Origin of the sequence: Nitratidesulfovibrio sp. 1201_IL3209, from assembly GCF_036763125.1 — a bacterium.
In the GTDB taxonomy this organism is placed as follows: domain Bacteria; phylum Desulfobacterota; class Desulfovibrionia; order Desulfovibrionales; family Desulfovibrionaceae; genus Cupidesulfovibrio.
This window is the reverse complement of sequence record NZ_JBAIYT010000006.1, coordinates 100,608-112,866: the sequence shown is the minus strand read 5'-3', so window position 1 is coordinate 112,866 and position 12,259 is coordinate 100,608. Positions and strand designations below refer to the sequence as shown.

General features: G+C 69.9%; 13 protein-coding genes. 9 read left to right on the top strand and 4 right to left on the bottom strand.

The window, feature by feature from the left end; all coding sequences use genetic code 11:
- Window positions 1-132 precede the first annotated feature (132 nt).
- From V6B97_RS05215 to V6B97_RS05200, 4 genes are all read left to right on the top strand, one after another.
- Window positions 133-633, top strand: coding sequence for a hypothetical protein (locus V6B97_RS05215; protein ID WP_333505437.1), 501 nt, complete (start codon window positions 133-135; stop codon window positions 631-633).
- Between the two features lie 378 nt (window positions 634-1,011).
- The gene (locus V6B97_RS05210) at window positions 1,012-1,875 is read left to right on the top strand and encodes a YitT family protein (RefSeq protein ID WP_333505435.1); all 864 of its coding nucleotides are present in this window, start codon (window positions 1,012-1,014) and stop codon (window positions 1,873-1,875) included.
- A 67-nt stretch (window positions 1,876-1,942) separates the two neighbouring features.
- Window positions 1,943-3,073: a TRAP transporter substrate-binding protein DctP gene (gene dctP, locus V6B97_RS05205; protein ID WP_333505434.1), complete on the top strand. Its 1,131-nt coding sequence runs from the start codon at window positions 1,943-1,945 to the stop codon at window positions 3,071-3,073.
- Between the two features lie 127 nt (window positions 3,074-3,200).
- Window positions 3,201-4,475, top strand: coding sequence for an ABC transporter substrate-binding protein (locus tag V6B97_RS05200; protein WP_333505433.1), 1,275 nt, complete (start codon window positions 3,201-3,203; stop codon window positions 4,473-4,475).
- 150 nt (window positions 4,476-4,625) lie between these two features.
- Here V6B97_RS05200 and V6B97_RS05195 read toward each other — a convergent pair whose 3' ends face one another.
- A complete protein-coding gene (locus tag V6B97_RS05195) occupies window positions 4,626-4,931 on the bottom strand; it encodes a hypothetical protein (protein WP_333505432.1) in 306 nt (101 codons plus the stop codon).
- 174 nt (window positions 4,932-5,105) lie between these two features.
- Here V6B97_RS05195 and V6B97_RS05190 point away from each other — a divergent pair, with 174 nt between their 5' ends.
- A complete protein-coding gene (locus tag V6B97_RS05190; RefSeq protein WP_333505431.1) occupies window positions 5,106-5,378 on the top strand; it encodes a hypothetical protein in 273 nt (90 codons plus the stop codon).
- 306 nt (window positions 5,379-5,684) lie between these two features.
- Here V6B97_RS05190 and V6B97_RS05185 read toward each other — a convergent pair whose 3' ends face one another.
- The gene (locus tag V6B97_RS05185; RefSeq protein ID WP_007523442.1) at window positions 5,685-6,002 is read right to left on the bottom strand and encodes a TusE/DsrC/DsvC family sulfur relay protein; all 318 of its coding nucleotides are present in this window, start codon (window positions 6,000-6,002) and stop codon (window positions 5,685-5,687) included.
- 933 nt (window positions 6,003-6,935) lie between these two features.
- On the opposite strand from V6B97_RS05185, the gene hrcA reads away from it, so the two are divergent.
- The 4 genes from hrcA (at window position 6,936) to V6B97_RS05165 (ending at window position 10,196) form a co-directional block, all read left to right on the top strand.
- A complete protein-coding gene (gene hrcA, locus V6B97_RS05180; RefSeq protein ID WP_333505430.1) occupies window positions 6,936-8,003 on the top strand; it encodes a heat-inducible transcriptional repressor HrcA in 1,068 nt (355 codons plus the stop codon).
- Window positions 8,004-8,105: 102 nt separating this feature from the next.
- The gene (locus V6B97_RS05175; RefSeq protein ID WP_333505429.1) at window positions 8,106-8,717 is read left to right on the top strand and encodes a nucleotide exchange factor GrpE; all 612 of its coding nucleotides are present in this window, start codon (window positions 8,106-8,108) and stop codon (window positions 8,715-8,717) included.
- A gap of 149 nt (window positions 8,718-8,866) precedes the next feature.
- Window positions 8,867-9,958 carry a DMT family transporter gene (locus tag V6B97_RS05170; RefSeq protein ID WP_333505428.1) on the top strand — a complete coding sequence of 364 codons (1,092 nt, stop codon included), beginning with the start codon at window positions 8,867-8,869 and terminating at the stop codon, window positions 9,956-9,958.
- Between the two features lie 52 nt (window positions 9,959-10,010).
- Complete coding sequence (locus V6B97_RS05165; protein ID WP_333505427.1) at window positions 10,011-10,196, top strand: hypothetical protein; 186 nt, start codon at window positions 10,011-10,013, stop codon at window positions 10,194-10,196.
- A 139-nt stretch (window positions 10,197-10,335) separates the two neighbouring features.
- On the opposite strand, the gene V6B97_RS05160 is transcribed toward V6B97_RS05165, so the two are convergent.
- Both V6B97_RS05160 and V6B97_RS05155 read right to left on the bottom strand, forming a co-directional pair.
- Window positions 10,336-11,316, bottom strand: coding sequence for a DUF429 domain-containing protein (locus tag V6B97_RS05160; protein WP_333505426.1), 981 nt, complete (start codon window positions 11,314-11,316; stop codon window positions 10,336-10,338).
- 54 nt (window positions 11,317-11,370) lie between these two features.
- On the bottom strand, window positions 11,371-12,234 hold the full coding sequence (locus V6B97_RS05155; RefSeq protein ID WP_333505425.1) for a menaquinone biosynthetic enzyme MqnA/MqnD family protein: 864 nt from the start codon (window positions 12,232-12,234) through the stop codon (window positions 11,371-11,373).
- Between the last annotated feature and the right edge of the window lie 25 nt (window positions 12,235-12,259).

Here is a 12,259-nt window from a genome sequence, read left to right as displayed (position 1 = left end):
TTACATTCGCCGCGCGTCGATGCGGCGGGCGCGCCCGGCGTGGCCCGCCGCGTGGCACGGTGCCGTGCCCCGGCCGCGTGGTCGCCAGTGGCGTGGGCGCCAGTGGCGTGGGCGCCAGTGGCGTGGGCGCCAGTGGCGTGGGCGCCAGCCGCGTGGATACTGGTCGCGTGCCTGCTGTTGTCCGGCCCCGAGGCGCGGGCGGCGGAGAGTACGCCGGGGCAGAGCGCCGACGCCGTGGAGCGGTTCATCCGCGCTGGCGTGGAGCTTGCCGACGCCTACGCCGCCGGGCCGGTGTGCGGCCGCATCGCCGGGGACGTGGAGCGGGTGCGGGGCGCGCGCGCCGGATCCGAGGCGGCCATGAAGCGGCTGCTGCTGGTGGAGAACGACCCCAGGCAGGAAATGCTGCGCGGCGCGTTCCGCCGCGCCAACGAGTCCGCCTTGCGGCTGGAGCGCACCCTGGACGGCGCCGGGGCCGTGTGCCGCCAGGGGGGCGATGCGCGCATGGACGCCACTGGCTACCGCCTGCGCCTGGAAAACGAGGCGCTGTTCCTGGCCGAGAACGGCCGCACCCTGTGCCGCACCCTGCGGGCGGAGGTGCCCGGCATGGTCTGGCCCGATTGCGACCGGCCCTGATTTGCCCTGACGGGTATTGTCGGCCCCGCCCCGTCCTGACCGGCCCCGCCCCGTCCTGACCGGTCCTGGCTGGTCCTGACCGGGCCCCGGCCACGCAATCGACGCTCCGCTTCATTCCCCGCGTGGGAACGGGCCGGGCGCAACATCTCCCCGCCGCGCCCGGCGCCGTTTGGTCGCGCCGCCCCCCTTGCCCGAGCGGCGCATCCGGGGTAGATGCACGGCCAACGCGGTCCCCCGGCTTCACGGCCCAGGCGGCGCGCGGTGATCCGGGCTGAACTGGCCTGAGCTGGGCGCGCCTGCCGCATGGCGGGGCGTGCCCCCGTTTTTCATGCCGGTCGGCGTGCGTTCAGGGCGCGGGGCCGGGCAGGGAGGTTGTGCATGTTCACCCGCAAGGACCTGGCCTATTCGGTTCGCTGGAACCTGCTGCTGCTCACCGTGGGCTCGGCGCTGTTCGCCCTGGGGGCGCAGGGCATCGTGGCCCGGCACGGGTTTCTCACCGGCGGCATCTACGGCATCGCGCTGCTGTCGTGGTACCACACCCACCTGCTGTCCCCGGCGGCGTGGTACCTGCTGTGCAACATCCCGCTGTTCGTGCTGGGGTGGCTGCACGTGGGGCGGCGGTTCCTGCTCTACAGCCTGTACGGCATGCTGGCCACCACCCTGTTCGCGGAGGTGTTCAAGTCCGTGGACCTCGGCGTGCACGACCAGTTGTACGCCGCCGTGGCCTCGGGGGTGATCTGCGGGGCGGGCAGCGGCATCATGCTGCGCTCGCTGGGGTCCGGCGGCGGGCTGGACGTGGCGGCCATCATCCTGCACCAGCGTTTCGGCCTCGGCATCGGGCGGTTCGGGTTCTGCTTCAACGTCGTGCTGTTCGCGGCCAGTCTGGTCTCCATGCCCGTGGACCCGGTGATCGCCTCGCTGATCCAGGTGTTCATCGCGGCGGTGACGCTGGAATACGTGCTGGCCCTGTTCAACCAGCGCAAGGTGGTGTTCGTCATTTCCGAGCACAGCCGGCGCATCGGGCACGACCTGGTCACCGAACTGGGGCAGGGGGCCACCTTCCTGCAGGGACGGGGCGGCTATTCCGGCGACGACCGGGAAATCGTCATGACCGTGACCAACAACGTGCAGCTGAAGCGCATGGAGGAGTTGGTGTTCACCGTGGACCCCGACGCGCTGTTCATCGTGGAGAACACCTTTACCGTGCTCGGCGGCCAGTTTGCCCGAAGAAAGGTGTACTGACGCAGGCGGTTGTGTCATGCTGGAGGACACGCAAGCGCCGCTTCGACATCGCCTTGGGGGAGGCCGCATGACCGACATCGTTCCGCGTATCCGGACCGCGCGCCGCGCGGGCCTGCTGGCCTGCGTGGCGCTGTGCGCGCTGCTGGCCGCCGCCGTGCCGCGGGCGCGGGCGCAGGACGCCGCCCCCGGACCGGAAGCCGCCCCCGCCGCCCCCGCCGTCTCCGCCGCCCCCGCGCCGGGCGTGCCGGTGTTGCGCATCTCCGTGGAGAACGGCCCCACGCATTTCCAGGTCAAGGCCCTGCGCCGCTTCGCGGAGGACGTGCGGCAGCGTCTGGCCGGTCGGCTGCGGGTGGAGGTGTACGACAACGCCAGCCTGTACCGCGACCGCGACGTGTTGCAGGCGCTGAACCTCGGCCGCGTGGAAATGGCCCTGCCCGGCACGTGGGTGCTGCATTCCGCGGTGCCCGACTGCGGGGTGTTCATGCTGCCCGCCCTGTACGGCGCCCCGGCCCGCGCCAGCCTGGCCGTGGCCGACGGGCCTCCGGGGCGCATCATCGACGCGCGCATCGAGCGCAACCTGCGCGTCGCCGTGCTTGGCCGCTGGCTGGAACTGGGGCACGCCAACCTGTATCTGGTGGACCGTGCCGTGCACCGGCACGAGGACCTCGCGGGGCTGCGCATCCGCGTGGCGGGCGGCCCGGCCAACGAACTGCGCCTGGCGGCCATGGGCGCCAGACCCCTGGTGGTGCCCTGGCCCGACCTGCCGCACTGGTTGCAGGGCGGCAACCTGGACGGGCTGATGACCACCCACGAGACGGCCGTGTCCGGCCAGTTGTGGCGCTACGGGGTGTCGCACGTGTTCGAGGACCACGCCTACTTCGCCATGTACGTGCCGCTGGTCAGCCGGATGTTCTGGGAACGCCTGCCCGGGGACATGCGCGACGTGCTGCGCGACGCCTGGGAAGCCCACGTGGACGAGGCGCGCGCCCTGGCCGCCGGAGCCCAGGCCGAGGCCCGCGAGACGCTGCGGGCGCGGGGGCTGGTGTTCGCCGTGCCCGACGAGGCGGTGCTGCGCCGCTGGCGCGAACGGTTGCGCCTTGGCGAGCGGGAGGTCGTGGATTTCGTGGGGGTGGACCCCACGCTGTACGAGACCGTGAAGACGACGGCGTGGCAGGCGGAGCAGGCGTCGCCGGACTAGCGGCGCGCCCGGCCAGGCACGGGCCGTCCGCTCCGCATCCGTCCTGCATCCATCCTGCATCCGTCCTGTATTCATCGGGCACGCAGCAGCCCATCAGGCACGCCTCGGGCAACCACAGGGAGGGTTCATGAATCCGTTCCGTCCGGTTTCCGTCCGTCCGGTCAACCTGTTCCGCATGGCGGCGCTGGCGTTGCTGGCGGTGCTGTCCCTGGGGCAGCCCTCCGCTCCGGCCGTCGCGGCCGTTGCCGCCGACGCGGCCCTGTCCGCGCCCGCATCGTTGCCGTGGCACGAGGTGGAGGCCGCCGCGCGCGGCACCACGGTGCGCTTCCACATGTACGGCGGCATGGCCACGGCCAACCGCTACGTGGACGGATTCGTGGCGCCGGAACTGGCCCGCCGTTACGGCATCGCCCTGGTGCGGGTGCCCATGGAGGCTCCGGTGTTCGTCAACCGTCTGCTGGCCGAAAAGTCGGCGGGCCGCGCCACGGGCAGCATGGATCTGCTGTGGATCAACGGCGAGAACTTCCGCAACGCCCGCCTGGGCGGCGTGCTGTGGGGTCCCTATGCCCCGGCCCTGCCCAACATGGCCCTGACCGACCCGGTGCAGAGCGCCACGGACTTCGGCTACCCCGTGGACGGCTACGAATCGCCCTACGGCCGCGCGCAACTGGTGCTGGAATACGACACCGCCCGCACCCCCGAGCCGCCGCGCACCATGGCCCAGCTGGACCAATGGGCCAAGGCGCACCCCGGCCGGTTCACCTACCCCCAGCCGCCGGACTTCACCGGATCGGCCTTCATCCGCCAGGCGTTCTACGCCCTCACCGGCGGCCACGCGCAGTACATGCGCCCGCTGGACAAGGACCTGCTGGCCCGCAACGCTCCGGCCCTGTGGGCCTGGCTGCGCGACCTGGCCCCGCACCTGTGGCAGGCCGGGCGCGCCTACCCGCGCGACGCCGCCGCGCTGGACGGGCTGTTCGCGCGGGGAGAGGTGGACTTTTCCGTCTCGTACCACCCGGCGCACGCCCAGGCGCTCATCGACGACGGCACCTACCCGGCCACGGTGCGCACGGTGGCGCTGGACGATGGGGCCATCTTCAACACCCATTTCGTGGCCATCCCCTTCAACGCGCCCAACAAGGCGGGGGCCATGGTGGCCGCCAACTTCCTGCTGTCGCCCGAGGCGCAGCTGGCCAAGATGGACCCGGCCTGGTGGGGCGATTTCCCGGCCATCGAGGTGGAACGGCTGCCTGGGGAATGGCGCGCCCGCTTCGCCGCCGTGAAGATGGGCGAGGCGACCCTGCCGCCCGACGTGCTGGCGAAACGGGCCGTGCCCGAGATCCCCGCCGACTGGCTGGAGGCGTTGGAGCGCGGCTGGGATGCCGAGGTGTTGCGCAGGTAGCGAGCGGGCATGCGTCCGAAGCGGGACGATGCCGCAATGGCGGAATAGCAGGGGCCGCTCCCTTCGGGGGGCGGCCCTTTCGCGTGGGCGGGGAACGGCGGGGGGCCGTGCGAGGCGCGGCGGAATGCCGTTTCGGCCGGGTGGCCGGAACTACTCGGGGCCGCCGTACTCGCGGGCATGCCAGGCGCGCAGCCCGCGCGGCTTGTCGCGCAGGTAGCCGGAAACCAGGTGGTCCAACAGGTTGCGGGCCGCGCGTTCGGACAGCAGCAGCAAGGGGGTGTCGGCCCCCTGCGCCTCAAGCAGCAGCAGGCTGGCGTCGAGGGTGCAGCGGAAGCGCTGGCCATGGCCGCGCGTGCGCAGGGCAAGGCACAGGTCGCACAGGTCCTGCTCGCTCAGGGGCGAGAGGGCGGCGAGCCAGGACATGGCATCGGTGGTGGCGTTGGTATAATCGAGCATAACGTATTGCCCGATGTATTGCGCGGCTGGGGGCGCGTCAAGCGTGTGCGCCCGCGCACCCTCCACGGTTCCGGGGAAAATATAAATGACCGGCGCGAGCGGCGCTTGCTAGTCTGTTGCGGGTGTCGGCGCTCCGCGCGCACGGCGTCTAGTTCCTACAACGGGGTTCGCAACGTGAAGCATGACATCGATGGTCTACTGGGTAACGTGGGCAAGGAACTGACGGGCCTTTCCGTATCGCTTGACGGACTGGAGCGCACACCGGACGGCGCATACATCGTGCCGGCATCGGTGCTGATCTCCATGGTTCATTCCGTGCAGCAGATACTTTCCCTGTGGAAGAAGGCCCATTCGACGTTCAGCATCGCCATGGCGTCGAGCGTCCTGTGCCGCGAAGAGGCGTTGAACACCCTGTTCGACGCCGCGGAGGACGGCACGGAACACTGATTCCGGCCAGCCTTCCCCGCCTCAACCACGCTTCGCCGTACGAAGCCCGCAACCGGCGCGCCCGAACTGGCCGGGCGTGCCACCGAAAGCCGGAAAGGGCGGGAACTCGCGTTCCCGCCCTTTCCGGCGTCCAGGCATCGGCGGTTTCGCGGGGTTGCCGGGACGCCCTGTGCAGACGCCGCCAACGTTCATCGCCGTGGGCAAGCGCCGCGGCGGGCGCGCCTTTGCCCGCCGGGCAAGACCCGGCGAACGAAAAGGGCGGGAGCACAAGCTCCCGCCCTTTCAGTGAACAATGGGCCGTATGGGCTACACGCAGCCGGTGGGCTTGGGCAGACCGGCCATCTTGCAGGCGCCCTTGCCGGGGCCGGAGGGGAACAGTTCGTAGATCTCCTTCAGCTTGAAGCCGGTGTTCTTGGAGAGGATACGAACCATCGGGGCGATGCCGTTCTTCTTGTAGTAGTCCTGCAGGAAGTCGATGATCTTCTGGTGATCGGGGGTGATGTCCGCGATACCTTCGGATTCCTTCACGAATTCAACCCACTCGGTGCTCCAGTCATCAAAGCGAAGAAGGAAGCCGTCTTCATCGACTTCGAAGCTCTTGCCCTTGTAAGTGACTTCAGCCATGCGTGTCCTCCTTGGACAGGTTCTTGGCAGTGAAAGGGATGCACGACAAACGCCTGACCTTCGCATCGTGCGGCGATGCGCCGGCCGATGATAAGCAGCGATCCGCTGCCTCTATCCGAATGATGGTCGGCCCGTGGCAGATACTGCCCGCTGGATAAACCGCGGCCACCCGGCGTGTCAACGATGACCTCGTGTCGAGGACCTCTCGCCGGTAACCCCGTGGCGCGCCCCGAGGGATGCGCCCGTGGGTACCGGAGAACCGAATCGCGCGGGTTTTTCCGGGTTCCAGACATGCGGACGAGGCACAAGATGCCACAATGTCATGAAAAATTCAAGGCAGGTGTGGGTGTTTTTTCGGCAAGCATTACAGCCCCCTACGGGTGAGCGTGTAAACAATTGCTCACTCGCCGCGCCACGCCCGGCGGAATGGGCGCGATGCGGGCCGTATGGGGCGTATTGCGGGAAACAGGTGAAGCGATGCATGCGACGATGCATTTCCACTCCCCCGGTAACAGCGCCACTGTAGTGTGTTGCCAGTGGTGTGTCAATGCATGTGAAATAATGCGCAAGATGTGAAAGGACACAACGTGTCGTGTGCAGTGGCTTGGGCGTGTGGGCCGGAAAATGGATGATGGCAGGCAGTTTTTGTCATTACCCTGAAATCATGAATGTTATTTTTGTTTTTGGGGTATTTGCGGGTTGCAATAGTGATTTTATTCACAAACATCGGCCCGATCCGGTCCGACGGCCACGGGGCGTCCCGCCGCGCCGCACAGTCCGGGCGGGATTTCCCGCCGCCGCACGGGTGTTGCCGGGGCGGGCGCGCACCCGCGCATGCCCCCGTCAACCCCCGTCAAACTTGACAGCCCCCACCCCCGTTGTTACCCGTTTGTGCTACTGCAAGAACTGCATCCTCGTGATGCCGGAGCCTTCATGCCCAGCCTCGGACAGCGCGAAACCCAGGTGCTCGCCACCATCATCGAAAGCTACATCGCCTCGGCCTCGCCCGTGGGGTCTCGCGCCGTGGCCGAATGCTCGGGCCTGCACCTTTCCCCGGCCAGCATGCGGGCCACCATGTCCGACCTGACCGACCTCGGTTACCTGGAGCAGCCGCACACGTCCGCAGGACGGGTTCCGACCCCGCGCGCCTTCCGGCTGTACGTGGACAGCCTGCTGCGCCTGCGCCCGCTGGGCAGCGTCGAGCGCGAGGCCATTGCCGACGAGCTTTCCCGGCAGGAACTGGAGATTTCCGGCATCCTGCGCCGCGCCGCCAACCTGCTGTCCGGCCATGCCCGGCAACTGGGCATGGTGGTGGCTCCCAGCGAGGACGAGGCCCGCTGGCGCAGCATCGAGTTCGCCCCGGCGGCGGAAGGGCTGGTGCTGGCCGTGCTGATGCTGGAGGGCGGCCTGGTGCGCACCCGCACCGTGCGCGTGGACGGGCGCTACGGCCAGGACGAACTGGTGCGCTTCGGCAACTACCTCAACGAACATTTTCGGGGCCTGCCCCTGTCCGAGGCGCGCAACCGCATCGGCTGCGAACTGGCCCGCGCGGGCTCGCGGCTGGAGGAAATGTGTATGCGCGCGCTGGCGCTTTCGCGCCGCGCCGTGGAGCACATGGGCGACGACCGCGAACTCATCGTCAACGGCACGCTGAACATGCTGGACCACGCGGAGTTCACCGACGTGGGCCGCATGCGCGACCTTCTGGCCGCCATCGAGGAACGCTCGCGCCTGCTGGAGCTGCTGGACCGCACCCTGTCCGAAGAGGACGTGCGCATCACCTTCTGTCAGGACGTGCCGGAAGGCGCGCCCGACGGGCTGCGCGGGTGCAGCGTGGTCAGCGCGGCCTACGGCGGCGACACGCCGCGCGGCGTGGTCAGCGTGGTGGGCCCGCTGCGCATGGACTACGCCAAGATCGTGCCGGTGGTGCAGTGCGTGTCGCGCGCGCTCACCCAGTTGCTGCGCGAACGCTTCGCCGCGCCGCCCTCCCTGCTGCCGTAGCTTGGGCCATTTTCATCCGTTACAGGACGCATGCAACCCGCCCCCGGCGGGAGATGTTCAACGACGATTTCACGCATCAGGATTTCAAGGAGACTCAGGAACATGCCCCCCAGCAACGTGTTCAAGGACAATGTGGAGATCAGCCCCGAGGCCGAGGCCCTGCGCGCCGAGGCCGACGCGCCTTCGCGGACCCCGGCCCCGGCGGCCTCCGGCGCCATGCCCGTCATGGTGGACGACGACGATCTGCGCGAGCAGTGCGCGGCCCGGCTGTGCCCGGAATGTCCCGAACGGGCCGAGGCCGACGAGCAGCGCCTGCGCGCCCTGGCGGAAATGGACAATTTCAAGAAGCGCCTGCAACGCGAAAAGGACGATCAGGTGCGCTACGCCGCCGAGGTGGTGCTGGCGGACCTGCTGCCCACCCTGGACAACCTGGACCTGGCCCTGCAATACGGGCGCGGCAACGCGGCCTGCAAGGACATGCTGATCGGCGTGGAAATGACCCAGAAGCTGCTGCTGGACGCGCTGAAGCGCCACGGCCTGGAGCCGGTGGGCGAGGCGGGCGAGCCGTTCAGCCCGGAAATCCACGAGGCCATCGGCGCCGAGGTGCGGCCCGACCTGCCGGAAAACACCGTGTGCGCGATGATGCAGCGCGGCTACCGGCTGAAGGAACGCCTGCTGCGGCCCGCCAAGGTCACGGTGAGCCGGGCGGAATAGCGGCGCGCGGGCATCGCGGCCAGAGACATCGCGGACATGTGGCGGCGCGTCCCCCGGCGGGGCGTGCCGCCTTCGCGTTACGGTCCGGCGGCGTGCCGGGCCGCTGCCCGCATTTGCGCTTCCCCCGGCTTCGCAGTATGGGGGGCCGCATGAGTACACACCGCTCCCCCTGCCTTGATCTGGGAGGGCTGCTGCGCGTTGCCGGGGGCGGCGTGCTGATCAGCTTTTCCGGCCTGTTCGTGAAGCTGGCGCACGTGGGGCCTAGCCAGTCGGCCTTCTACCGCATGTTCTTCGGCGGGGTTGCGCTGCTGTGCGTGGCCCTGGCGCGCCGCGAGCGGCTGCGGGCGCGACGCGGCGTGTGGGCGGTGATGGTCGCGGCGGCGGTGTTCTTCGCCCTGGACCTGGAGTGCTGGCACCGCAGCATCCTGCTCATCGGGCCGGGGCTGGCCACCATCATCGGCAATTTCCAGGTGTTCTTCATCGCCATCGCCGGGGCGGTGCTGCTGCGGGAACGGCTTTCCGTCCGGCACATGGCGGCCATTCCGCTGGCCCTGGCCGGGTTGTGGTGGCTGCTGGGCGTGAGCCCGGCGGAACTGCTGCCCATGGCCGCCGACGGCGGTCTGGCGGTGGGCGATGCGCTGGCCGGGGTGGCCTACGGCCTCGCCACGGCGCTGTTCTATACCGGATTCATCCTGCTGCTGCGGCATTCGCAGGGCATGGGCGGCATGCTCACGCCGGTGGCCAACATGGCCCTGGTTTCGCTGGTCTGCGCGGCGATGATCGGGGCGGGCATCCTGGCGCGCGGCGGGGCGTTCGCCATTGGCGATGCGCCCAGCTTCGGCTACCTCGTCACCTACGGGATACTGTGCCAGGCGGCGGGCTGGGTGCTGCTGTCCACGGGTCTGCCGCGCCTGCCCGCCTCGCTGGCGGGGCTGGTGATGGTGGTGCAGCCCGCGCTGGCGTTCGTGTGGGACATCCTGCTGTTCGACCGGCCCACGGATGGCTGGGGCATGGCCGGGGCGGGCCTTTCGCTGTTCGCCATCTGGCTGGGTCTGTCCGGTGCGTCGGGCACGTCTGGCTCATCTGGCTCATCGGGCGGTTCGGGCGCGCGGGTGTGCCGTCCGGGCGAGGTGGCGGATGGTCCTGATGCGTTGAATGTCCCGGATGCGCTGCCCACAGGGGGCGGCGTGGCCGGGGCGGAATTCCGCAACGGGGCGGACAGGGATTCCGGCGTCGCATGACCGTACGCGACAACCAGGGCGCGCCGCGCCGCAACCGGATGGGGGGACGACGATGAAGATTTTGGGCCTGGTGTTCGTGGCCGCCGTGGCCGGGGTGATCGGATGGCTGCTGCTGCGCGGGCTGCTGGCCGCCGCCGGGTGCGTGCTGCGTCTGGTGTTGGGCCTGCTGTTGCTGGCCCTGCTGGGGGCCACGTGGACCATGGTGTCCTTCCTGTTTACCGGCGGAGCGGGCTGGTAGGCGCACGACGGGCCGCCGTCCCTCGGGGCGCGCGAGACGTTTCGCACGTAGGGCGCGTGGCGGATGACCGCCGCGCGCCGTTCTGCGTTCGAAGGGGCGGGTTGCCGCGGGCGGAAGAGAGTTGGAGGGGGAGGAGCGGCTATTCCTCTGGCGGCAGCCCGGCGATCCAGCCTTCCACGCCCAGTTGCGCGGCGGTGACGCCGCACGGCGGGGCGGAGGGCACCGGCAGCCCGTAGCCGGGCCGCAGGGCGGAGCCTGCGGCCAGCACGGCGCACAGCAGGGCATCCAGCAGGTCCGCTTCCGGGTCGTCCAGCATGCGGGCCGCGTGGTCCGCGTTCCAGCGGACGAGCAGAGGCGGCAGGCCGGTGGGGTTGGTCGGCCTGTCAAGTTCCGCAAGACCATGCAATAACGCCGCGCGCATCTCGCGCCGGGCGGCCCGGTCCGTGGCCTCGCCGCCCTTGTACGGGGCGCGCCCGATCAACCGGCGGGCCAGCCAGCCGGGGTAGGTTTCCAGCGCCACGCGGCCCGCGCCGGGCAGGGGGCGCAGAAGGGGCACGTGCACCGCGTGCGCGGCCAGCCGGGGCGCCACGGCGTGGAACATCAGGGCCACGGGCGGGCGCACCGTGTTCATGGGGCTGGCGGCCCCGGCGCGGCGGCAGCAGGCGCGGTACAGGTACTTGTGCCCGGCGGGACGGGCAGCGGACACGCCGCGCAGCAGATCGCGGAATCCGGCGCGGCTCATCCCGCCGCACAGGGCCGCGTATCCGGCCCAGTCGCACGGCCAGCCCAGCTGTTCCACCAGTTCCAGCGGCTGGGCCAGCGCGGCGTCGATGCCCAGCACCCAGCCCGCTTCAGGCGGAACATCGCCCCCCGCGAAGCCCGCGTCCATCCGTCCGCCGAACAGCCTGTCCAGGTCGTCCAGCGCATGCAGTTCCCGCAGTTCGCGCAGGGTCAGCACGGGCGGCGCATTCCCTTCCCCCGGCGCAAGGTCGCACACCGCCAGGGTCAGCGGCTTGCGCGGGCCGGGCGTGGCGGTGACGTCGAGGCCCAGTATCCTGACAGGCAGGATGCGGGCGGGCGACGAGGCTGAGGGGGGAGTGTGGTGGTCGCGGGTGTTCATGGCTGGCCGCAGACGCGCGGCGGCCCCGCGTGGTGTCCGCGAGGCCGCCGTGCGCTACATGCTGAAGAATTCCAGTTCCGGCGCGACGGGGATTTCGCCCGCCTCGGCCAGCCGGTGGTAGAACAGGCGCAACCCTTCCATTTCCGGAAAGCCCATGTGGAAGACCAGGCCGTGGTAGTACTGGCGCAGTTCGTCGCGCGTCAGGGGGCAGCCCTGCAAGGTCAGGTCGAGGATCACGTCCATGTGGCGTTCGCCCCAGTTGCGGGCGCGCTGCAACAGCTCGCACGGATCACTGGCGAAACAACCCGATGTCGCCGCCGCGCGGCTGACCACCCACACCCCGAACACGAAGGGCAGGCCGGTCCACTGCCGCCACGCCTCGCCCAGGTCCAGTCGGTAGGGGAATTCCGGGTGGTTGCGCAGGCGCAGGGCTTCGTCGCCGATGGCCAGGAACGCCTCCGGCGGGTTGCCCGCCGCGATGCGCCCGGTGGCCGACCCCACCTCGTAGCGCACCGGAAACCTGTAGTAGTCGCGGAACAGCAGGCGCAGCAGCGCGGCCGAGGTGTGCGTCTCCGCGCTGACCAGCACCGGCTGGTCGGCCAGGTCTTCCACCGGGCGGCGCGACAGCAGCAGCACGCTCTGCACCGGTCCCCGGCTGCCGATGGCGAGATCGGGCACCAGCAGGTAGTTCTTCCAGCGGTGCGCGTACTCCACCGACGAGTTGGCCGACACGTGCAGGTCGCCGCGAGCCATCATGTTGTTCAGCACAGCGGGCGGCCCGGCCACCAGTTCGTATTCGTGCGGGATGATGCCCGTCTCCAGCGGATGGTAGATGGGCAGCACGTTCAAATACCCTATGCGGCCCAGCCGCAACGGGCGGGCGCATGACGACGGCGTGGTGGATGTGGCGTTGCTCATTGGCGGATTCCGTTTTGCATGCTCT